Source organism: Streptomyces olivochromogenes, from assembly GCF_021538895.1.
Lineage (GTDB): Bacteria > Actinomycetota > Actinomycetes > Streptomycetales > Streptomycetaceae > Streptomyces > Streptomyces olivochromogenes_A.
Window position 1 is genome coordinate 1 of sequence record NZ_JADDRL010000149.1, and the last position, 21,018, is coordinate 21,018.

Annotated in this window: 23 protein-coding genes, 1 tRNA gene and 1 pseudogene; 6 read left to right on the forward strand and 19 right to left on the reverse strand. The window is 69.7% G+C overall.

Annotation, left to right across the window (positions count from 1 at the left end):
• Window positions 1-60: 60 nt before the first annotated feature.
• Window positions 61-1,017 (forward strand): ABC transporter ATP-binding protein, encoded by a 957-nt coding sequence (locus IPZ69_RS41705; protein ID WP_235459986.1) that lies wholly within the window; start codon window positions 61-63, stop codon window positions 1,015-1,017.
• 10 nt (window positions 1,018-1,027) lie between these two features.
• On the opposite strand, the gene IPZ69_RS41710 is transcribed toward IPZ69_RS41705, so the two are convergent.
• From IPZ69_RS41710 to ettA, 3 genes are read right to left on the reverse strand one after another with little or no spacing between them, the layout of a single operon-like run.
• Entirely contained in the window at window positions 1,028-1,702 is a 675-nt protein-coding gene (locus tag IPZ69_RS41710) for a hypothetical protein (protein WP_235459988.1), read from the reverse strand.
• Window positions 1,699-2,139 (reverse strand): acyl-CoA thioesterase, encoded by a 441-nt coding sequence (locus IPZ69_RS41715; RefSeq protein ID WP_235459990.1) that lies wholly within the window; start codon window positions 2,137-2,139, stop codon window positions 1,699-1,701. Before IPZ69_RS41715 ends, IPZ69_RS41710 begins: the two co-directional genes overlap by 4 nt.
• 6 nt (window positions 2,140-2,145) lie before the next feature.
• Window positions 2,146-3,810, reverse strand: a complete 1,665-nt coding sequence (gene ettA, locus IPZ69_RS41720; protein WP_235459993.1) for an energy-dependent translational throttle protein EttA — start codon at window positions 3,808-3,810, stop codon at window positions 2,146-2,148.
• A 406-nt stretch (window positions 3,811-4,216) separates the two neighbouring features.
• Here ettA and IPZ69_RS41725 point away from each other — a divergent pair, with 406 nt between their 5' ends.
• Window positions 4,217-4,579, forward strand: coding sequence for a DUF190 domain-containing protein (locus IPZ69_RS41725; RefSeq protein WP_235459995.1), 363 nt, complete (start codon window positions 4,217-4,219; stop codon window positions 4,577-4,579).
• 93 nt (window positions 4,580-4,672) lie between these two features.
• On the opposite strand, the gene IPZ69_RS41730 is transcribed toward IPZ69_RS41725, so the two are convergent.
• The 4 genes from IPZ69_RS41730 to IPZ69_RS41745 all read right to left on the reverse strand — a co-directional run bounded on the left by IPZ69_RS41730 (window position 4,673) and on the right by IPZ69_RS41745 (window position 10,992).
• Entirely contained in the window at window positions 4,673-6,064 is a 1,392-nt protein-coding gene (locus IPZ69_RS41730) for a Cys-Gln thioester bond-forming surface protein (RefSeq protein ID WP_235459997.1), read from the reverse strand.
• Between the two features lie 323 nt (window positions 6,065-6,387).
• Complete coding sequence (locus IPZ69_RS41735) at window positions 6,388-6,858, reverse strand: single-stranded DNA-binding protein (RefSeq protein ID WP_235459999.1); 471 nt, start codon at window positions 6,856-6,858, stop codon at window positions 6,388-6,390.
• Between the two features lie 258 nt (window positions 6,859-7,116).
• A complete protein-coding gene (locus IPZ69_RS41740) occupies window positions 7,117-9,381 on the reverse strand; it encodes a YfjP family GTPase (protein ID WP_235460001.1) in 2,265 nt (754 codons plus the stop codon).
• A gap of 3 nt (window positions 9,382-9,384) precedes the next feature.
• Window positions 9,385-10,992: a dynamin family protein gene (locus tag IPZ69_RS41745; RefSeq protein ID WP_235460002.1), complete on the reverse strand. Its 1,608-nt coding sequence runs from the start codon at window positions 10,990-10,992 to the stop codon at window positions 9,385-9,387.
• A gap of 320 nt (window positions 10,993-11,312) precedes the next feature.
• On the opposite strand from IPZ69_RS41745, the gene IPZ69_RS41750 reads away from it, so the two are divergent.
• Window positions 11,313-11,385: transfer RNA gene (locus IPZ69_RS41750), tRNA-Arg, on the forward strand.
• A 182-nt stretch (window positions 11,386-11,567) separates the two neighbouring features.
• On the opposite strand, the gene IPZ69_RS41755 is transcribed toward IPZ69_RS41750, so the two are convergent.
• From IPZ69_RS41755 to IPZ69_RS41790, 8 genes and pseudogenes are all read right to left on the reverse strand, one after another.
• Window positions 11,568-11,957, reverse strand: coding sequence for a hypothetical protein (locus IPZ69_RS41755; protein WP_235460004.1), 390 nt, complete (start codon window positions 11,955-11,957; stop codon window positions 11,568-11,570).
• 10 nt (window positions 11,958-11,967) lie between these two features.
• On the reverse strand, window positions 11,968-12,960 hold the full coding sequence (locus IPZ69_RS41760; RefSeq protein WP_235460006.1) for a hypothetical protein: 993 nt from the start codon (window positions 12,958-12,960) through the stop codon (window positions 11,968-11,970).
• Complete coding sequence (locus IPZ69_RS41765) at window positions 12,960-13,160, reverse strand: helix-turn-helix transcriptional regulator (RefSeq protein WP_235460008.1); 201 nt, start codon at window positions 13,158-13,160, stop codon at window positions 12,960-12,962. The genes IPZ69_RS41760 and IPZ69_RS41765 overlap by 1 nt, the downstream gene beginning before the upstream one ends.
• Complete coding sequence (repSA, locus tag IPZ69_RS41770; protein ID WP_235460010.1) at window positions 13,157-14,524, reverse strand: replication initiator protein RepSA; 1,368 nt, start codon at window positions 14,522-14,524, stop codon at window positions 13,157-13,159. The genes IPZ69_RS41765 and repSA overlap by 4 nt, the downstream gene beginning before the upstream one ends.
• A gap of 127 nt (window positions 14,525-14,651) precedes the next feature.
• A complete protein-coding gene (locus IPZ69_RS41775) occupies window positions 14,652-14,969 on the reverse strand; it encodes a SpdD-like protein (RefSeq protein ID WP_235460012.1) in 318 nt (105 codons plus the stop codon).
• A 24-nt stretch (window positions 14,970-14,993) separates the two neighbouring features.
• Window positions 14,994-15,149, reverse strand: a complete 156-nt coding sequence (locus IPZ69_RS41780) for a hypothetical protein (RefSeq protein WP_235460013.1) — start codon at window positions 15,147-15,149, stop codon at window positions 14,994-14,996.
• A gap of 13 nt (window positions 15,150-15,162) precedes the next feature.
• Window positions 15,163-15,354 carry a mobile element transfer protein gene (locus IPZ69_RS41785; protein WP_235460015.1) on the reverse strand — a complete coding sequence of 64 codons (192 nt, stop codon included), beginning with the start codon at window positions 15,352-15,354 and terminating at the stop codon, window positions 15,163-15,165.
• Between the two features lie 18 nt (window positions 15,355-15,372).
• Window positions 15,373-15,872: pseudogene (locus IPZ69_RS41790) on the reverse strand (DUF2637 domain-containing protein); the annotation flags it as partial.
• 2 nt (window positions 15,873-15,874) lie between these two features.
• On the opposite strand from IPZ69_RS41790, the gene IPZ69_RS41795 reads away from it, so the two are divergent.
• Complete coding sequence (locus IPZ69_RS41795; RefSeq protein WP_235460016.1) at window positions 15,875-16,264, forward strand: hypothetical protein; 390 nt, start codon at window positions 15,875-15,877, stop codon at window positions 16,262-16,264.
• Window positions 16,265-16,983: 719 nt separating this feature from the next.
• Window positions 16,984-17,385, forward strand: a complete 402-nt coding sequence (locus tag IPZ69_RS41800) for a hypothetical protein (RefSeq protein WP_235460018.1) — start codon at window positions 16,984-16,986, stop codon at window positions 17,383-17,385.
• 154 nt (window positions 17,386-17,539) lie between these two features.
• Here the strand turns inward: IPZ69_RS41800 and IPZ69_RS41805 are convergent, their stop codons facing one another.
• Together IPZ69_RS41805 and IPZ69_RS41810 are read right to left on the reverse strand one after the other, a co-directional pair.
• On the reverse strand, window positions 17,540-17,758 hold the full coding sequence (locus tag IPZ69_RS41805) for a hypothetical protein (protein WP_235460020.1): 219 nt from the start codon (window positions 17,756-17,758) through the stop codon (window positions 17,540-17,542).
• Between the two features lie 32 nt (window positions 17,759-17,790).
• Window positions 17,791-18,000, reverse strand: a complete 210-nt coding sequence (locus IPZ69_RS41810; protein WP_235460022.1) for a cold-shock protein — start codon at window positions 17,998-18,000, stop codon at window positions 17,791-17,793.
• A 396-nt stretch (window positions 18,001-18,396) separates the two neighbouring features.
• On the opposite strand from IPZ69_RS41810, the gene IPZ69_RS41815 reads away from it, so the two are divergent.
• A protein-coding gene (locus IPZ69_RS41815; protein ID WP_374295716.1) for an IS5 family transposase occupies window positions 18,397-19,208 on the forward strand; the annotation gives its coding sequence in 2 pieces (ribosomal slippage) (window positions 18,397-18,747 and window positions 18,750-19,208; 810 coding nt in all).
• A gap of 124 nt (window positions 19,209-19,332) precedes the next feature.
• Here IPZ69_RS41815 and IPZ69_RS41820 read toward each other — a convergent pair.
• Together IPZ69_RS41820 and IPZ69_RS41825 are read right to left on the reverse strand one after the other, a co-directional pair.
• Window positions 19,333-19,593 carry a 5-fold beta-flower protein gene (locus IPZ69_RS41820; protein WP_235460026.1) on the reverse strand — a complete coding sequence of 87 codons (261 nt, stop codon included), beginning with the start codon at window positions 19,591-19,593 and terminating at the stop codon, window positions 19,333-19,335.
• Window positions 19,594-19,722: 129 nt separating this feature from the next.
• Window positions 19,723-20,349 carry a hypothetical protein gene (locus tag IPZ69_RS41825; protein WP_235460028.1) on the reverse strand — a complete coding sequence of 209 codons (627 nt, stop codon included), beginning with the start codon at window positions 20,347-20,349 and terminating at the stop codon, window positions 19,723-19,725.
• Between the last annotated feature and the right edge of the window lie 669 nt (window positions 20,350-21,018).

Consider the following 21,018-nt stretch of genomic DNA (forward strand, 5'->3'; position numbering starts at 1 on the left):
CGGCCGGGGCGGCGAAGCCTTCGCCCGGCCCCGGCACCGGGCAGCTGATCAGGAGACCCGATGACCACCAACCCCACCCTCGCCGACCTCGCGAACCGGGCCGCCGAGGCCCGTGGCCGCCCCGCCTACGGCCACGACGCGCTGATCACCTGCGACCGGCTGGTCCGCATCTTCTCGGCCGACGGCGTCGAGGTGCAGGCGCTGCAGGGCCTCGACCTCCTCGTCCGCGAGGGCGAGCTGATGGCTCTGGTGGGCGCCTCGGGCAGCGGCAAGTCCACGCTCATGAACATCCTCGCCGGCCTCGACACCCCCACGGCCGGCGCGGCCCGGGTCGCCGGCCACGACCTGCTCACCATGACAGCCAAGGACCGGCTGGCCTACCGCCGGGACACCGTCGGCTTCGTCTGGCAGCAGACCTCCCGCAACCTCCTGCCCTACCTGACCGCGGCCCAGAACGTCGCCCTCCCGCTCCAGCTGTCCGGTACCCGCACCCGCCGCCGGGCCCGCACCGAACGCGTTCTGGAACTCCTGGAGTTGCTGGAGGTCGCCGACTGCCGCGACCGCCGTCCGCGGGAGATGTCCGGCGGTCAGCAGCAGCGCGTCGCCATCGCGGTCGCCCTCGCCAACGCGCCCTCGGTGCTGCTGGCCGACGAGCCCACGGGCGAGCTCGACTCGCACACCGCCGCGCACGTCTTCGACGCGTTCCGCACCGCGAACGAGCGGCTCGGCACCACCGTCGTCATCGTCACCCACGACCAGGCGGTGGCCGGCGAGGTCCGGCGCACGGTCGCCATCCGCGACGGCCGCACCTCCACGGAGGTCCTGCGGCGCAGCGAGGTCGACGCCACGACCGGCCACGAGACGGTGGTCGCCCGCGAGTACGCCATGCTCGACCGCGCCGGCCGCCTGCAGCTCCCCGCCGAGTACACCCGGGCCCTCGGCATGCGCGACCGGGTCGCCCTGGAACTGGAGCCGGACCACATCGGTGTGTGGCCTGACGACAGTGAGGAGGGGTGAGCGGTGCGAATCAGCGGACGGTGACGCCCAGTGCCCCGAGGCCCGCCCGACGTACGGCGATCGAGCCGTAGGGGGTGCGCAGCCTGAGCCACACACCCGAGGAGAGCAGCGCGAGGTCCGCCGCGTTGCCGGTCCGTAGGAAGCCCAGCGACTGCGCCGCGTGCACGGCCCGCACCGGCAGGTCCGTGTCGGCGACCGTGCGGGACCAGATCTCCCGTCCGACCCGGTCGAGCTCGGCCCGGGTACGCCGCTCCGGCGCCAACTCCTGCGTACGGGACCGGAATTCGGCGACACCGGCGGCGACCATCGCCCGCAGCGCGTCCGGGGCCGGCAGCCCCGGCTCCGGCTGCCAGCCGCCGCGCGGCGGAAGCAGCCCCACCCACGGCGGTCCGGTGACCGCGTCCGGGACGACGGCCGTGGCCGCCCGCTCGTCGACGGACTCCAGCAGCTCACCGGCGGAGACGGTGACGTCCAGCGTCACGTCGAGGCCGTTCTCGTACGGCTTCGCCAGCCGCACCGCGCGCACTGCCAGCACCTCGAAGGACGGCGGCCGCCCGAACACGGCGAGCGCCGTCCCGGCCGCCTGCAGACGCACGGCGGCTCCACGGTCGTAGTGGAGCAGCCGCGACAGGAAGGCCGCGAGATCCGCCGCCTCCCCGTCGTCGACGAGGTGGAGCACCGTCATACGACGACGGTCTCCTTGCTCTCGGACGCACCGGCCTCAGAGTCGTCGGTGTCGTCGGTGTATTCCTGGAGGAACTCCCGCTCCTCGGCCGTGATCCGCCGCGGCCGCTGCGTCTCGAAGTCGAACGGCACGACCACCGTCGAGGCGCGGACGTAGATCTGGTCCCCGTCCTTCACCTCGTAGGCGATGGTGAAGGACGCGGCCTTGATCTCCGAGACCCACAGCTCGATGTCCACCGGATGGTGCCGGTGCACGAGCTGCCGCTTGTAGTCGATCTCGTGGCGCGCCACCACCGACCCCTGCTTGAACTCCTTGTCCGGGCGGAACAGGAAGTTGATCCGGGCTTCCTCCAGGTAGCGAATGAAGACCGCGTTGTTGACATGGCCGTAGGCGTCCATGTCCGACCAGCGCAGGGGGCAGCGGTAGATGTGGCGCAAGATCGATCAGCCCCGGGTCAGCTTCTTGTAGGTGGCGCGGTGCGGACGCCCAGCGTCCGGACCGAGGCGCTCGATCTTGTTCTTCTCGTACGACTCGAAGTTGCCCTCGAACCAGAACCACTTGGACTCGCCCTCGTAGGCGAGGATGTGCGTGGCGACGCGGTCCAGGAACCAGCGGTCGTGGGAGACGACCACGGCGCAGCCCGGGAACTCCAGCAGCGCGTTCTCCAGGCTGCTGAGGGTCTCGACGTCGAGGTCGTTGGTGGGCTCGTCGAGGAGCAGCAGGTTGCCGCCCTGCTTGAGGGTGAGCGCGAGGTTGAGGCGGTTGCGCTCACCGCCGGAGAGGATACCGGCCGGCTTCTGCTGGTCCGGGCCCTTGAAGCCGAACGCGGAGACATAGGCGCGCGACGGCATCTCGACCTGGCCGACGTTGATGTAGTCGAGCCCGTCGGAGACGACCTCCCACAGCGTCTTCTTCGGGTCGATGTTGGAGCGGCCCTGGTCGACGTACGAGATCTTGACGGTCTCGCCGACCTTGATGTCACCGGAGTCCGGGGTCTCCAGGCCCTGGATCATCTTGAACAGCGTGGTCTTGCCGGCGCCGTTCGGGCCGATGACGCCGACGATGCCGTTGCGCGGGAGCGTGAAGCTAAGGCCGTCGACGAGGACCTTCTCACCGAAGGCCTTGTTCAGCTTGTCGACCTCGACGACGACGTTGCCCAGACGCGGGCCCGGCGGGATCTGGATCTCCTCGAAGTCCAGCTTCCGCATCTTCTCGGCCTCGGCGGCCATCTCCTCGTACCGCGCGAGACGGGCCTTGGACTTGGCCTGGCGTCCCTTGGCGTTGGAGCGGACCCAATCCAGCTCTTCCTTGAGCCGCTTCTGCCGCTTGGCGTCCTTCTGACCCTCGACCTTGAGACGGGTCGCCTTGGTCTCCAGGTACGTGGAGTAGTTGCCCTCGTACGGGTAGGCGCGGCCGCGGTCGAGCTCCAGGATCCACTCGGCGACGTTGTCCAGGAAGTACCGGTCGTGGGTGATCGCCACGACGGTGCCCGGGTACTTGGCCAGGTGCTGCTCCAGCCAGTTCACGGACTCGGCGTCGAGGTGGTTGGTGGGCTCGTCGAGGAGCAGCAGGTCGGGCTGCTCCAGCAGGAGCTTGCACAGCGCGACGCGGCGGCGCTCACCACCGGAGAGGTTGGTGACGGCCCAGTCGCCGGGCGGGCAGCCCAGGGCGTCCATGGCCTGCTCCAGCTGGGCGTCGAGGTCCCAGGCGTTGGCGTGGTCGAGCTCCTCCTGGAGCTTGCCCATCTCGTCGAGCAGCGCGTCGGAGTAGTCGGTCGCCATGAGCTCGGCGATCTCGTTGAACCGGTCGAGCTTGCCCTTGATCTCGGCGACACCCTCCTGGACGTTCTCCAGGACGGTCTTGCCCTCGGTCAGCGGGGGCTCCTGGAGCAGGATGCCGACGCTGTAACCGGGCGACAGGAACGCGTCACCGTTCGACGGCTGCTGCAGTCCAGCCATGATCTGCAGGACGGTCGACTTACCGGCGCCGTTCGGCCCGACGACACCGATCTTCGCACCGGGCAGGAAGCTCAGGGTGACGTCGTCGAGGATCACCTTGTCGCCGTGCGCTTTGCGCGCCTTGCGCATGGTGTAGATGTACTCAGCCAAGAGAAACCGTCCGGCAGCTTGAAATCTGGCAGTGGGCAGATACACCCCATCTTGCCTGACGGCCAGGCCTGGATGGAAACGCGCCTGATCGAGGGCCTCTGACCTGCGGTTTCGCGGCGTACCCGTACCCGCGTACGGAACGGTCGCATCTAGGACGGATTCGTTCCATAGTGCGCCGATCGGCGATATCTTGGACATGTGACCGAAGTCGTTTCCCGGCTGCGGTTACGCGGCGGTGGGGCTCGCCGTACCCCAACCGTGGCATTCGGTGCCACCAACAGTCCCTACTCGTGAAGTGATCTTGGCCTGTCTGTTGGCCCCCGCGAGTAGGAGGGTTACGGAATGGAAGGCCCCGATTGGCAGCGCGTGCAGCGCAAGGCTCCTGTGTGATGGGCAGGAGGACGTCATGATGCCCATGGAAACGGCCCTACAGCTGACGATCTTCATAGAGGAGTGCGACACCTGGCATCACAGGCCGCTGTTCGCCGAGATCGTGCATCGCGCCCATGAGGCGGGGTTGGCCGGCGCGACGGCCTTCCGTGGTGTCGAGGGCTTTGGAGCCTCGTCGGTGATGCACACCCCTCGGTTGCTGTCGTTCAAGCAGGACCTGCCGCTGGTGATCGTCATCGTCGACGACGAGGAACGAGTACGCCGATTCCTTCCGACACTGCGCGAGCTGATAGACGAAGGGCTCGTGATCGTCGAGAGGGTCGAGATCATGTCGTGCACAAACCGGGATTCCGTCCCGGCACAGGCCCGCGGGGGCTGATGCGCATCGGCAACCGTGGTGTGCTGACGGCGTGGGCCGCCGGAGGGCTGTGACCTGTGGGTTCTTCGGCCCTCCGGCTCTGTCTCCCGTGGATCAGCTTTCCGGCTGGGTTTCCTTCTTTCGGAGCAGGACCAGGGCGCCGCCGCCGATCACGACCAGGGCTATGGCCACGCCCGCGATCAGGGGGGTGATGCTGGAGCCGCCGGTCGCGGCGAGGTCGGTGGTGCCCGCGGTGCCGCCGACCGAGGCGGGACTCGGCTCGCTGAGGGTCTGGGTCTTCAGGTCGACCGCACTGCCCTGGGTCTTGCAGTCGAGGACGCCGGTGAAGCGCTGCTCGAACCCGCCCGGGCCGGTGATCGTGAAGTCGTAGGCCTGGTCCTCCTGGAGCGGGATGCTCACCGTGCGGGAGGCACCGGCGGGGATGGTGTGCTCGGCGCCCATCAGCTCGAAGGTGAACGGCTTGTCACCGGTGTTGGCCGCCGTCAGGTCCACGCTGCCCTGCGCGCAGTTCTCGTGGGCCGACAGGGCGGGTATCGCCCCTCTCTCCGCCCAGGTGGCGCTCGCGGTCGCGGAGACCGTCGACTCGCTGGAGCCGGCCAGGATCTGGATCTGGCTGCGGCTCTCGGAGGCGAAGGCACGGCCGACCGGCACGGTGGTCGACGCCTGGACGGTCAGCGCCGCCGAGCCGTCGTCGGCGTCCTCGGGGACATCGAAGTACAGCCGGCTGCCGTTCTTCGCCGAGGTGACGGCCTTGCCGGCCTTGTCGACGATCCGTACCCCGCTCATGGCCGCGTCCGCCGGCGGTATGACCGTCACGGCACGCGCGTTGGTGTGCACGGTCACCGGGCCGAGCGGCGCACCGGGCCGCCCGGAGACCGCGGGCGGGTCCAGGGTGAGCGAGGCCGGCGGCTCGGCCATGCCCCGGGCGCTCTTCTCCAGGTAGTCCGCGAGCTTGTCGGCCTGCGGGTCGACGGCGTCGACGTCCGCGCCGTCCGAGTAGCGCCAGATGGCCACCTGGGTGCCGGCCGCGGCGTCCTGCTCGGTGAGGCCGTGCGCACCGGCCCTCTCGGCGAGCGTGGCGAGGTCGTTCACCTGCGGGTAGGAGTTCTGCAGGATCCAGCGGATCCGGCCGGCGTTCTTGTTGGCGCCCAGGGAGGTGCTCTCCCAGGGCGTCTCCTGGTACTTGGCGTCTCTCTGCGTGGGGTTGTGGAGGTCGACGCAGTAGGTCTGCAGCATGCCGCCGCCCTCGACGGACATCTCGAACAGACCCGCGGCCACCTGCTGGTCGCCCGTGTCCTCGTGGATGACGGCCTCGCCGTACGTCTTCAGACCGCCCATGGTGGCGGTCGCCCCGCCCTGGGCCTGCGGCCCGCCGTCGGCGGCGGCCGCGGCGCCGGCCCCGGTCAGCGCGCCGGCGGCCGCGAGTGCGGACACCAGCGCCGCTGCGGCGAGGCGGACGGTCCGTCGGCCGCGCGCGGAAGGCACGGGGGGCGCTTCAGACGCGGCCGTCACGCACGGTCCCGAGAGCCCAGAGAACGCAGAAAGCACAGAATTCCCCTTCGAGCAGGACCGGTTGATGTGGGGGGTACGGTCCCACCAGCAGAATCAGCAGCCTCAAGGGCTACGCCCGGCATCCTAAGGATCAGCCGGGCCGCCCTTCCCCGTCATCTTGTCGGATGACCGATCCGACTCGGAATCGTTATCGCCCCGATCGACCGCGAGCAGGGGTTATCGACAAATCCACCGGGTCGTTCGGAGCGCAGTCATCGATATGCCGCAGTTCGGTCAGGCGCCGGATGTGGCTGACGTCACGTCACCGCGGCAGGCTCCGGGCACTGTTGTGCGGGCGGATCCGCCGACTCTCCCGCCGTTGTCTCCCAGTTGGGCTCGGGTCGCGGTGCCGCGGGTGCGGCCTCCGGTTTGGCCGAGCGGCGGAAGGCCGAGCTGCCGCGGGAGAGGTCGTGGCCGATCGCCACCGCGTCGATGTCCGCCGAGGACCAGTTCGGCTGCCCCTCGCGTGTCTCCGTACGCACCTTCAACCGCCCCTGGACGATGACCGGATCGCCGACGCTCAGCGAGGCCTGGGTGTTACTGGCGAGCTGCCGGTTGGCCCACACCGTGAAGAAGTTGGTGTGCCCGTCGGTCCAGACGCCCTTCTCGCGGTCCCAGTAACGCGAGGTCACCGCCAGCCGGAAGCGGGCCGAAGGGCCCGCCGCCAGTTCCCGGTACACCGGCGTCGTCGCCACGTTGCCGACCGCGCACACCATCGTCTCGTTCATCACGAACCCCTCCCTCGCCCGGGCGCTCGCACCGGGTGGAAACGCGTACGGGCCCGTCCCGTACGGCCGCGTCTGCCGCGTACCGCCGCGCACTTCTCGTACGCCGCCGCACGCCCCGCCGACCGCGTCCGCCGTGCGTCGCGATCGCCGCGGGATCAGACTGCCTCCGCCGGGCCGGGCCCGCTGAGCGCTGTGCACCACCGGCCGCCTGGGGAAAACTCCGTCATCCGGACGAGGGATCCGGCCTCCGGATGGACCTCATCCCACCGCGGCCGCCCCGGCCCGCGTGACCTGCCCGTACTGCTCCCGCACCTCTCGATAGCGCAGCAGCTCCGCGGCCACCGGATCGAGCACCCGGGCCCGGCCGCAGCCCGCCGCCGCCTCCCGCAATCGACGTTCCGCCTCCAGGCCGTACCGTCTGGCGGGTCCGCGCGCCGCCATCCGACAGCTCCACTCGACGAGCGGCCCGCCGATGATGCCGGCCACCATCAACAGCACCGGCACGCCCAGGTTCGGGGCCATGACCCCGGCGATCTGCCCCACCAGCCACAGCCCGCCGACGACCTGCAGAAGCGTCATGGACGCCTGGGCCAGGACGGCCACCGGCCACCAGCCCGGCCGCGGCGGCCGACCCGTCGGCACCCCGGCCCGCGCCGCCAGCTCGTCCAGTGCCTCGGACAGCCCCTGGGAGCCGCGTACGGCCGCCTCGCGCACCGCCTGCGCCCAGGGCGCGGGCAGCCCGGCCGAGGCGCGGTCGGACACGGTACGGACCGCCTGCTCGACGCGCTGGCGCGCCGTGGCCTCCTCGTCCGCCTGGGTACGCAGCTGAAGCCGTCCGGTGGCGGGATCGCTCCGGTTCTGGCACCACCGCCACAGCCTGAGCCAGGGCGTGCCGCAGGCCCGGTTGGCGTTGCGCAGCCAGGCCCGTTCGGCGGCCTCGCCGGTGGCGGTGGCGCCCACCGCGTCGGCGAGGCGCGCGGAGAACTCCTCCCGCGCCTGCTCGCTGAGCCCGGCCCGCCGTCCGGTGGCGTACACGTGCCGCAGCCCGGACGCGGCGGCGTCCACGTCGGCGTCGACCCGGCGGGCCGCTGCGCCGCGCTCCGTGACGAACTGGCCGAGGGCCTCGCGCAGTTCGCCGACGCCCTGCCCGGTGAGCGCGGACAGCGCGAGCACGGTAGCGCCCGGATCGCCGTACTCCCCCAGGGCGATGCCGTCCTCGTCGAGCAGCCGCCGCAGGTCGTCGAGGACCTGGTCGGCGGCCTCACCGGGCAGCCGGTCGACCTGGTTGAGGACGACGAACATGACCTCCGCGTGGCCCGCCATGGGCCGCAGATAGCGCTCGTGGAGGACGGCGTCGCCGTACTTCTCGGGATCGACGACCCAGATGACCGCGTCGACGAGCTTCAGGACGCGGTCCACCTGTTCGCGGTGCTGCACGGCGGCCGAGTCGTGGTCGGGCAGGTCGACCAGGATCAGCCCGCGCAGCTGCGACTCGGCCTCCGGGCTCTGCACAGGGCGCCGGCGCAGCCGGCCGGGGATGCCGAGCCGGTCGATGAGGGGGGCGGCGCCGTCGCTCCAGCTGCACGTGATGGGCGCGGCGGTGGTCGGCCGGCGCACCCCGGTCTCCGAGATGCTGACCCCGGCGAGCGCGTTGAACAGCTGCGACTTGCCGCTGCCGGAGGCGCCCGCGATGGCGACGACGGTGTGCTCCCCGGAGAGCTTGCGCCGCGCCGCCGCCTCGTCGAGGACCCGGCTGGCCTCGGCGAGGGTGCGGCTGTCGAGGCGGGTGCGGGAGAGTCCGACCAGTTCACGCAGCGCGTCGAGGCGGGAGCGGAGCGGGCCGTCGTACGCCAGGGGGGCCGCGTTCTGCAGGCCGGTGGCCCGGGGCTCGACCACGGGGTGCTGTTCGGCGGCGGTGGCCTCGGTGACGCGACGCGCGATGAGGCCGTCGTCCCAGGCGGGCGCGGAGTCGGGGTGGTCCGGCGAGTCGGGGTGGTCCGAGGCGGCGGAGGCGGCCGCGTCGCCGTCGTCCGCGCCCTGCCCCCGTTCCTCTCCCCGGTCCCGCCCCTGGCTCTCCACGCGCGCGTGGGGCGCCGTGGCCGCCTCCTTCTCGTCCTCTGCGGCCTCCTTCGAGTGGGCCTCTTCAGGGAGGCGATTTTCGGAACCGTCCTCTTCGGAGGAGCCGTTTTCGAGGTCGCCGGTGGTCGGGACCGGGTCTCCCTTGTCGTCGGCGCGATCCACGCGTCCGAGGTGCTCGCCCGCCTGCTCCGTGCGGCCGCTGTGCTCCGTGTGCCCGCTGAGCACTGTGTGGTCGATGCCGATGCGCTCGATGCGCCCGGTGCGGTCGATGTGCTTCGTGAGATCGGTGCGCCCGCGCTCCGCGTGATCGGTGTGATCGACGCGTTGGGTGTGATCGGCGTGCATCGTGTGATCGACGGGCTCTGCGGGATCGGTGCGCTCGATGTGACCCATGTCCTCTGTGTAGTCCGTGTCCGTGTGGTCCTGGTCAGTGACGGCGGTCACCGGTCACCTCTCCTTCTGCAGTACGGACAGAGCGGCGATGAGTTCGGCCTGGTACTCGGGGTGGACGTCGAGGGCGTCCAGCGGGGCGAGGCGGCGCTCGCGCTCGGTGTGCATGACCCGGTCCAGGTGTTCGGTGAGCAGCTGTCCGGCGCGTTCGCCCAGCCGCAGCGCGCTCTGTGCGCCGATCCGCTCGGCGAGCCCCTCGCCCGCCGAACGGGCCCGGCGGCCGCCGAGCAGCGCGGTGGCGACCAGGGCGGCGACGATCTCCGGATCCGTGGCCGCGCCCCGGTCGAGCTCGCGCACCTGCTCCTCCGCGTACTCCTCCAGTTCGCGCCGCCAGCGCCGTACGCCCAGCCCGACGCGGTGCTCGGCGCTCTCCTGGGACGGATCACGCTCGGCGAGCCCGGGGGCGCCCGCGGCCGGCTCGCGCCGCCAGGCGTCGTCGATGCGCTCGTCCGCGGCGGTGACGGCGCACACCACCAGCGAGGCCAGGCTCTCCACCAGGGCGTCGAGGAGCTCGCCGGCGGTGCAGTCGAGGGGGAAGGCGCGCCAGCGCCTCAGGGCGCCCCCGGAGAGCACGGCCCCGGCCTGCAGCCGTCCCCGCACGCGTGTGTGCTCGCTGTCGTACGCCCCGTCGACGGCGGCGGTGAGGCGGAGCGCGGCGGCGTACTGGGCGGCGGCGGCGCCGGCCAGCTCGGGCACCCGGGCCTTGAGCGAGTCGAGGACGCCGTACGCCGTACGCGCCATGGCGTGCTGCCGTGTGCCGGGATCCTGGGCCCGCTGGACGAGCCAGGTCCGCAGTGGCGCGACGGCGGTGGCCGGCAGCAGGCCGCCGCCCCAGGCCGACTCGGGCAGCTCGGGCACGGTGAACCGGGGTACGTCGCCGAGGCCTGCCTTGGTGAGCAGGGCGCCGTACTGGCGCGAGACCTCGGAGACGACCTGGTGCGGCACGCGGTCGAGGACGGTCACCAAGGTGGCGTCGTACTCCTTGGCGGTGCGCAGCAGGTGCCAGGGCACGGCATCGGCGTACCGGGCGGCCGTCGTGACCATGACCCAGATGTCGGCCGCGCAGATCAGCTGGGCCGCGAGGACACGGTTGTCGGCGATCAGCGAGTCGACGTCGGGCGCGTCGAGCAGGGCGAGCCCGGGCGGCAGGCTCTCGACGGTCTCGATCCGCAGCACGCGCGCGGGATCTTCGCTCAAGAGCAGCAAATCCTCCCCGGGATCCTGTTGGGGCGCCCACACGCGCGTGAGGTCGGGCAGGACGCGCATCCCGCTGAACCAGTGATGGTCCTCCGGGTGGCACACCAGGACCGGAGTCCTGGTCGTCGGCCGCAGCACGCCCGCCTCACTGACCCGTCGCCCCACCAGGGAATTGACGAGTGTCGACTTGCCCGCGCCCGTGGATCCGCCCACGACGACCAGCAAGGGTGCTTCGGGCTGTCTCAGCCGGGGCACCAAGTAGTCGTCGAGCTGTGCGAGCAGTTCGTCGCGGTTCGCACGCGCGCGTGGGGCCCCCGCCAGGGGCAGCGGGAAGCGTGCGGCGGCGACACGGTCGCGCAGGGCGGAAAGTGTGTCGAGCAGCTGAGGCCGTACGTCCAAGGTCACCACATGCGAAGAATGCCCAATTTTAGGGGAATTCTGAAGCATATAGACATGTCTGCGCGCCGACGGGACACAACGGACGGAAGGGACGACTGGGACACGGGCACAGTCGAGGCATAACGAGTGCACAACACCCGGTGCGTCGGACGCCAAAAGCGGTGCACGATTCGTACCTGCCTGCGATTATCAGGACCGCTTCACCGAACCTCCACATCGAGCCACGGAGGCGAAGCAACAGGGTCAAGGATCCGGGAGCCCTATCCTTGTCCCCGGCAACGTCACGGATCAGCCCACACCCGGGCACCACGAACGAGGCCACCACACCGGCCCCCGTAGCTCAGTGGATAGAGCAGGCGCCTTCTAAGCGCTTGGCCGCAGGTTCGAGTCCTGCCGGGGGCGCCCAGTCTCCGCCCTCCCTCGGGAGGGCGTTTTTGCTGTTCAGCGCGCGTTTCGTGCGATGCGCCGACGCCCCGGACACTCCCCCGCCGATCATGGGAGCACTCCGGGACTGTCCGGCTGTCACCGGGTTTTCGCGGGTGGCTGTGTCGAATGCGTGTCGAAGTTTCCGGCGCCCGGGAGAGTCAGCCAGCGGGCGGTGACTCGGGAAGATCACCGGCAGCTTCAAGCCGCCGCTTCAGGTCCGGCAGCTGCCCCTCGACGCACCGGGCGTATGTGGACAGCAGCACGGCGACACTGTTCCCGGCCCACTCCGCCACCTGGGCAGGCGGGATGCCGTCGTTGAGCCACTTGGTCAGACGCGTGTTCCGGTTGTCGTAGACGCGCCGCCCGGTAGGCGAGTCGAAGACGTGCGGTGGCAGTACGGCCTTACGGGCGCTGCGCCAGGCCCGACGGATGACGGACCCTGCGAGGATGCCTCCGAACTCACCCTGGAACAGCAGATCACCCGGCCGGAGTTGCTCGTCCTCGATGTGCTGCCGCAGGATGCGGGTCAGGGCAGGATGCCCCGGCACGGTGCGCGTCTCACCCTCCGCACGGCCTTTCAAATCCCGCTGTTCGTGGATCTCTCCTGTCGGTCCATTGCTTGCCGACCTCCGGGGTCGCCGTGTGGATGAGCAACTCGCACCACTGGTCGACGGCTTGGACCGAGGGCAGGGTCACGTCCTCCACGCGCATGGCTACGGCTTCTTCGGGCCTGGGCCCGCAGTAATAGAGCGTGGCGAAGAAGGCATGGAGCCGCTTGCCACCCCGCGACCGGCGCCGGATCCAGTCGAGGATCGCTGCCGCCTGCTCGGGGTTCAGCAAGGACCGCTTGTCGACGGCATTCGTGGTCTTCGTGGCACCAGTCGACTCCTTGCCTTTGGGCAGGGGGTTCGCCCGGAGGATGCGCCGCCGGACGGCGTACTTCATGGCGACGTTGAGGATGCGGCGATTGCGCTTCCTGGACCAGGCGGCCGCCTGCTTGCCGTCGAGCCGGGTGTCGATGGCGCGCAGGATCTGTTCGACCCGCTCCAAGTCCTCCCAGACCGAGACGGGCAGGGAGTTCCGCTCGACCCATCTGAGGATCGCCGCCACCTCTCGGGGCGCGTCCGCTCGTCGGTTCGTGTTGAACGCCCACTCGCGGAGTGCGGTGCGGACGTCGGCGGGGGCGAACTGCGTGGGCTTGGACCGCATCAGTGCGACGGTGGTCGCGGTCAGGGTCTTGGCGACGTTCTTTCGGCTGTTGCCCCCGAGTTGAGGCCAGCGGGCATCCACGTACTCGACGGCGAACCGGTACCAACTCATCTCGGCAGCCTTGGAGCGGTGGGACACCGGAAGGCCCGTGCCGACCACGAAGGCCTCGCCCTTGCTTGTGGCTTGGATGAGTCCGGAGCGGAAGCCCTCGGCGAGCGCGACGGTGTCGAAGGGCTCGCGCCAACGCTTCCCCGCGACCACCCAGCGCACGGTGTAGGTGGTCTTCCGGGCGCCCTTGTAGGTCAGGATCTTGTAGATCTTGACGTCGAACGTCGTCTCCATCAGGCGGCGTCCTCGCGGTCGTCGAGCCAATGGTCGAGGTCGCTTCGCCGGATACGGAGGTCGCCGTTCGGGAGCTTGATGCAGCGCGGTGCGCGGCGTTTGGCCCGCCAGTCGTAGAAGGTCGAGCGGGAGACGGCCAGTTCCTCACAGACCTCCGCGAGGGTGAGCATGGTACGTCGTGACCGGATGGCCGTGGTCATGCCGTGCTCCCTTCGTTCTGGAGGGCGTCGCGGGCGGTTTCGCGGTTGGTCTGGAGGTCGCGGGCGATGGTCGCGGCGAGCGCGGCCTCACCCGGTGTGTGGCCGTGACCGGCGTACTGCCAGTCCGTGAGGACGAGGACGGTGTCCGGCTCGCGGTCGTCGAGGCCCTGGGCGGAGGCATCCTGTGCGGCGCGGTAGTCGGCACGTTCCTGGCGAAGGGCGCCGAGCGTGGTGGAGTACGTGCGCGACTTGGACGAGAAGTGCCCGCGGAAGCCGAGCATGTGGGCCCAGGCCCAGAGGCGCCGGTCCGGGTACAAGCCATCCAGGTCGCGGCACGCGGTAATGAGCCGGCGGGTGTGGTCGGGGACTTGGTGGCGGTCGAGTTCGGCGAGTTCGCCGATACGGCGGTCAAGGGTCCCGGTGTTCTCGGCGGCCTTCGTGGCGTACTTGGCCACGTATGAGGCGACGGCCTGTTCGGTGATGTCGGAGCCGTCGCCGAAGGCTTTCACCGGGCGGACGTCGAGCTGTCGACCCCAGCGGAAGGTACGGGCGGGCTGGTCCTCGGCGGCTGGCACCGACACCGACGTGTAGGAGTGCGCGGCGGCGGCCCGTAGCGCCTCCGTGAGGAGGTCCACCGTGGCCCAGGCGGGCGGAGGTGTCCCAGGCCCCTCCGGGCCGTCGAGGCGCACGACGGCATGGAAGTGCAGGGCGCCGCGCTTCTGGAACTCGGCGACCTTGCCGTACGAGACGCGGAGGTGGTCGGAGAGCTCCCGGCGGGACAGGCCGACACGGCCGGCGATCTCGCGGCGGAGCCGTGTGGTGAAGCGCTGCCACAGTTGTCCGGCGTGGTTGTTGAACAGCACGGCGCCCGCGTAGTCGTAGGTGCCCGGGTCGAGGGCCGCGCCCAACTCCGGCGCGTCGGAAGGGTGCTGTGTGCCGCAGCGGCAGGCGCCGTGGTCGGGACGGTTGTGGACCGGGCCGAACGAGGGTGCCGTGAGGGTGGCGAAGACGCGCGGGTGTTCGCGGACCGTTGCGGGGATGTCCCGTCGGTCGTCCCCGGCCAGGCCGGCGCGGATGAGGTGGTAGGTGTCGCCGGCGTAGGTCCAGGCGCAGGACGGGCAGCGGGAGGCTCGACGGTTGCCGCAGGCGAGGCGGAGGCGCCCACCGGGCTCGTCCGCGGTGGAGTAGTGGTGGAGCGGTTCGCCGGTGGTCTTGTCCTTGTGGAGGACCCAGCCGGTGAGGTGGATCGGGTCGGAGCAGCCTCCGGTGCGGCGGATCTGGTCTTCCCATCGGGCGTAGTCGGAGGCTGACGCCACCCGGAGCAGGTCTCCGAAGGTGATGGGGTCGAGGAATGTGGCGGGCACGGGCGCACTCGGTGTCGAAGCTGAGGCGCGGTGGGCCATGCTGGTGGTTCCTTCCGGTTGCGAGATCGGACAGGGACGGCGCCCGGGCGGCGGATGCTTGGCGGTATCGAGGCCGCCCGGGGGCCGGTCAGCGACGTTTGGCGTCGGAGGCGAGCAGGGAGCGCAGTACGACCGCGCAGACGGCGACCGAAGCTCCGGTGACGGCGACCGCCAGGAGCATGGAGACCAGGACGGCGCCGACGACCAGGACCACGGCCGTGCCACCACCGACCAGGGCGAGCACGGTGCCCGGGGTGAGCTGGACGACCGGCCGGCTCGACGAGGGAGCAGCGAGGGCGGGCGGAGCGGTCTGCGCCGAGGTGATGACCGCGGTCGGCTCGACGAGGGCGGCCGGCGTCACCCGCTCGGTCGGGACGGGCATGGTCGGGATCTTCGGACGGAACATGGGTGGACTCCCCTCAGAGCCGGGCTACTTGACGAGGCCGTTGATGGCGGGCGCGAACACGCTGTCGGCGAGGAGGAAGCCGCCGACGAGCAGGACTCCGACGAGCCAGGCGGGCGGACGGATGAGCTTGACGCCGAGGTAGCCGACGACGAGCAGGGCGAACCAGAGCGGTACCTGCATGGCGGGCGGTCTCCTAGCGGACGCGGCAGCGGTGGGTGCGGGCGGCGAGCTGTGCGGCGGACTGGCTGGAGTAGTCGGCGGACCATCCACAGCGGTCGGCGGTGCAGACGGCGGCGTGCACGGTCCGGCCGTTGCGGTCGCGGTGGGTGCCGATCTGTACGGGGCCGATCCGCATCACGGAGTGGAAGTTGTCGCGGGCAGGCATCGGGACGTCTCCTTCCTGTCAGGCGAGGTGCGCGGCGATGGCGTCGGCGAGATGGGGCGGGACGCCGAGGCGGGAGCGCAGAGTGTCTGTGTCGATCGGGGCCCCGGTGCGGGCGCGGTACTCGTCGGCGACCTTGCGGGCGTGGTCGACGAGGACTGCGGGGACGGGCGGCGGGGGCGCCGGGGCAGGACTCTCGACCTCGACCGGAGCCGGGTCCGCGTGCGACTCGTGCACGGTTGCTTCCGCGAGTCGAGGTTCGGTGTTCGGCGTGCCCGGCACAGCGCCGGCGCAGCAGGCTCCGGCTCCGCTCCAGCCGAGTGGGCGAGGAGCGTTCCGCCGAGGAAGGCGAGCGCGGGCCATCCGGCGACGCCGAGGCGGAGCAGGGCGGGCGGGTCGGTCAGGTCGAGGAACCCGGCGGTGGCGATGTTGGCGCCGAGCGAGGCGAACAGGGCGATCACGAACCAGCACCAGGCCAGCCGAGAGGGCCCCTCACTGCGCAGCCGCCGCCAGGCCGCGACCCATGACGGGGGCGAGCAACCCTCGTCGGCAGCCGAGGCAACTCACCGAGCTGTCCAGCGTCCACGAGTTCCTCGACGAGATACGCCTCCGCCCCGGCATGTGGCTGCTGGGCGACTCCCTTGAGCGCCTGAACTCCATGCTGATCGGCTACCGAGCCGCAATGGCCATGCACGGCATCGACGAGGACTTCGACTTCTGGAGCCCTGGGACGCAGGGCCCCTTCGCAGAGTGGCTCTGGCGACGGCTCGGCCGTTCCAGCCCCCTTGGATGGGCAACCGAGATCGAACGCGAGGCACGGGCGGCCGGCACACCGGCGGTCGAGCTGTTCTTCACCCTGTTCGACGAGTACCGACAAGACCGCCAGTCGGCTGTCGAGTCGGCCGAGGGATAAGACTTTCCCTACTTCATCGAGTCGGCCGAGGGATAAGACTTTCCCTACTTCATCGAGTCGGCCGAGGGATAAGACTTTCCCTACTTCATCAAGCCCCGGCTGCGCTCCGCTCCGCCGGGCGCGCTCCCGGCTCCGCTGCGGGCGCCGCTCCTGCCTCCGGCCCGCTCCGCCCGCGCTGCGCCGACGCGCGCCCACAGGTGGATAGGGCCGGTGGCCATGAGTCGATCACCGCAGAGCGCGGCCACGGTCAGAACAGTGCCTCCGGCGGGGGATCGGCCGGCACCGGGATGGAGGGGGCTCCGTCGCCGACTGCGGGTCCGTCGTGGCGGATGTTGGGGGCTCCCATCCCGTCCACCATCGACCCAGGCAGAGCCGAGCAGACGCGGCCCCTGGCGTCCAGGTCGTTCGTACAGTGGCGCGCTCCACCTGGACGCCATGAACCACGCCCGCTCCACGGTGTGTGGGTCGACGGCGGACGGGACGGGAGCCGGGGTGAGTTGTGGGATGGGAAGACTGGGCCGGTGACAGGCCCAGGGCCGTGACGGGGGGGGGGGTGATCCATTCATGCGCATACGGCGAGAAGGGTTCGTCGGGTCTTGTAGGGGCTGTGGCTTGCGTTCATTCCGCCAGTGCCCAGGTCACAACACGACTACAGCGCTCGCACGGTGCATCCAGCCGACACATGATGACCCTCAACACCAACAGACTCTGGGGGGACCATGCGTCGCACCACCATGCTGCTGACCGTCGCCCTGCTTGCCAGCCTCACAGCCTGTGGAAGCAGAGACACAGGTCGTTACGTTGCTGCGGATCCGAAGGCTACGCCGACCGGCACCAAGGAGGACCGCTACCTCAAGTCGGCCGCCAGCCTGCCGTATACCGAGGGGCATCCGACTGATGAGGAGCTCCTTGCTTTTCCGCCGAAGTGGTGCGCCGACCTGGCTCTAGGGCACAGCGTTGAGTACCTGTTCTTCAACGGACCGAAACTGTATCCAGTGGGGCAGGACTGGGGGATGATGCAGAAGGACGCGAACGAGCTGCTGATAATCGGCGTGACGGTCTACTGTCCGGAGTATCGGGAGCAGGTGTTGAAGGACCTGCGTTCCGCAGGAGGCCTGTGAACGCCGCACCGCTACCGGTGCTCGCATTGGGCATACCCATAGCCTGGATTAATGTCTGAGACTGCGAGAGTCAGGATCAAGCGGCTTCCAGCGACGCGCTCACGGCCGCAGGTTCGTTGTCACACACCCTCGGACGAGGGTACATCGCGGGCGGTCAGGCCGGGGAGTCCTCGTTGGCGCAGGTCAGCCAGGACCGGGTGATCGTCCTTGCCTCGTCCGCCTGTTCCGGGGTGACGACGCCCTCCATGTCCGGGCCGCGGCCCAGAAAATCCCTGACGCATTCGCGCTCATCGGCGCTGACTACCCAGACGGATGAGGTGGAGGACCCGTCGTCGTGCCAGTCGAGCACACTCAAGGTATGCCGGTGGGCCATCGCGTCCTCCCAACCTCTCGGTAACGGGATGCTCAGAGCGGCCTGACGGCCTCGGCCTGCGGACCCTTCGGGCCCTGGGTGACGTCGTACTCCACCTTCTGGTTCTCCTCCAGGGAGCGGTACGAGCCCGGGCCTCCCTCGATCGCCGAGAAGTGGACGAAGACGTCGGCGCCGCCGTCGTCCTGCTCAATGAAGCCGAAGCCCTTCTCAGCGTTGAACCACTTGACCTTGCCTGTAGCCACAGCCCCTCCTGAGGGGGAAGGGCGGCGTCCCGCTGGTTGATCAGCGGATATACCGCCAGAAAACGACTGCTTGTCCTACGATATCGTCGACGCCTCCTCCCCGCGCGTCACCGGAACTCGCAGTGCAGGATCCGCCCATGTCGCGGAATCCGGAGGTGTGTGCCAGCACCCGCATGGCCAGTCGGCCAGAGGCGGGCAGCCAGGTCCTTACCCAACGTATCGGCGCTGCCGACCGCATCGAGGCAGCGCAACCCCGCGTGCCAGCTCTCCAGCGGTCCTGTCTCTCCGAGCGTGATCGGAGAGACAAAACCTAGGGCTCCAGCGTTCTGGCGGGGCGCTTGCCCGGGTCATTAACAGGCCATTTCGTTTGGCGTGATCTTGCGGGATGCTGTCTGTATGGCGAGTGAGCTTGTCGAGCGGTTGGTGCCGGACGGTTTATGGGAGCTCTTTCAGCGGGTGGTGCCGCCAGCAACGGAGCGGCCGCAGGGCGGAGGCCGTCGCCGGTCGCACGGTGACCGCGAGGTCCTGGCTGCGATCGTGTTCGTGGCCACGTCAGGCTGCACATGGAACCAACTGCCGCCTGGCTTCGGCCCGTCGGGCGTCACCGCATTCCGGCGGTTCACCGAGTGGTCCCAGGCCCGTGTCTGGGCCAGACTCCACCGTCTTGTGCTCGATGAACTCGGAGGCCAGGGAGAGCTGGACTGGTCACGGTGCGCCATCGACTCCGTCAGCGTCCGCGCGGTCAAAGGGGGCCACTGACGGGACCGAATCCGACCGACCGCGGCAAGAGCGGATCAAAAATCCACCTCATCGTCGACCGCAACGGCCTGCCCCTCTCCCTCGGCATCTCCGGCGCCAACGTCCACGACAGCCAGGCCTTCGAACCATTCGTCCGCGGGATACCGCCCATCCGCTCGCGGCGAGGACCCCGCCGAAGGCGCCCGGCCAAACTCCACGGCGACAAGGGATACGACTACGCCCACCTGCGGCGATGGCTGCGCACGCGAGGGATCACACCCCGCATCGCCCGCCGCGGAATCGAGAACTCGCAACGACTCGGCCGGCACCGATGGGTCGCAGAACGCACCATCGCCTGGCTCAGTGGATGCCGACGCTTGCACCGCCGCTACGAACGGAAGGCCGACCACTTCCTGGCTTTCACCTCAATCGCGGCCACCCTCATCTGCTACCGCAGACTCCCCAAATGAAATGACCTGTAAGACTCCGTCGATCACGTGGGCAGGCTCCGACGACGGCATCCCGATGTTCACAATCGTCGCCACGGGTACCGCCATGAGCTGCCCCGATCTCCCGCCCTATGACAGCTCTACCTCAGTTCAGCCCGAAGAGCAGTAGTGCGGCAGCACCGGCACGATGGGCAGCGCAGCCGTTGCCGTCCACCGTGCCGACCCTGTTGGACCCCGTGTCACGGACGTCACCGTTGCCGTCCACCGTGCCGACCCTGTTGGACCGCGCGTCACGGACGTCACCGTTGCCGTCCACCGTGCCGACCCTGTTGGACCGCGCGTCACGGACGTCACCGTTGCCGTCCACCGTGCCGACCCTGTTGGACCGCGCGTCACGGACATCCACCAAATCCCCCTAGTTGACGGCGATTCCAAGACGATCAGGGCCCCGCGTTGATCGTCACCTTAGCGCCGATGGGCAGTTCGGTTGGGTGGGCTGTCCCCCTGCGGACGTCTAGCGCGCGGCCTGGAACCGCTAGTTAGCCACCCGTACTTCGTCACGGATCGCCCCAACCACCGAGGCGAACGCATCGAGATCCACATCTGCCGGGCTAACAACGCCCATGGCCTTGGCTACCTTCACCACGGTTGAATCGTCGGCCCATGTGCACGACGCCTCCATGGAGGTGTCATCCGAGGCAGACAGCTTCCTCTCCGCGACCCGGCATTGCAGGGGCTCCTTCGAGCCAGACGGAGTGATCATGCGAGGGCCGGCGACGACGATTGGCCCCTCATCCCGCCGGTCCAACACCTTGACGAGCTCGTCGCGGGCAGTAACCGGACTGAGGACTGTGCCATACACGCCTGTGACTGTGAGGACAAGACCGTTCTGCTTGTTCGCAACGGTCGGGTCGTAGGCGCCGAAAGCCGCTGTCGGATCTTGCACCTGGCCCGCCATGACTTCTGCCAGAGTGCCATCCGGATCAGCCGCCTCGTGATCGCGCTTGTAACGGCCCTTCGCCACGGTGTCCGGCATGGTCAGCCGATAGTGTTCAGGCTTCCCTGCGTCGGGGCTGTGTCCAGAGGACTCCGGCTCCGACTTGCCGCATCCGAATAGCATCACCGCCGCCACCGCAAGCGTGGCCCACCCCGTGCGGTTCACCAAGTCCCCCTTGTCGCTACGTGAGTACAACCGTCACTGATCACGCAAACGATCACACTAGTGTGTCCGGCGCTTTGGAGACGGCGCTGAGCGCCGACTAGGCTCGCTCGCCGCCTGGGGGGACTCATGCCAGCCAGAGGACGGGACACCAGCATCTGTGCCCCCTGCGTGCCCGATCCAGCAGCGAGCGGCGGGGAACAACGGGGAACCTCGGCGCCCCTCCCGGGAACACACAGATCAGCGACTTGCCAGGTGGGGCCGGATCTGCATACGCGATCTTCCAAACTAGGGCCGGTCCCCCGCGGAACCGCCGCCTGAGCCCTGGGGATAGCCTTCCCGTCGGTTTGGAACGCACCTGGAGGCTCCCTATGCAGACCGCCGTTTTCCTGCTGAGGAGCACACTTGGCCTTGGCGGCGGCCTCTTGTGCGCCTGGGAGCTCACCCGCCAGGCTTCAGGGCCGGGCTGGAGGAAGCCTCGGGTTTTCACTGCGGTGGCGGCTTTGCTTCTCGCCGCTCTGCTCGCCGTCTAGGAGACGGCGGCCGGACGCCAGAGCAGAACCCGCTCGCGTTACAGCAGGGAAGTACAGCAACCACAGCGCCCTTCCCCATCCAGTAGTGCCCGCCGGAGACCGTGAGGCGACCTGTATGACCACCGCTGACCGAACTCTC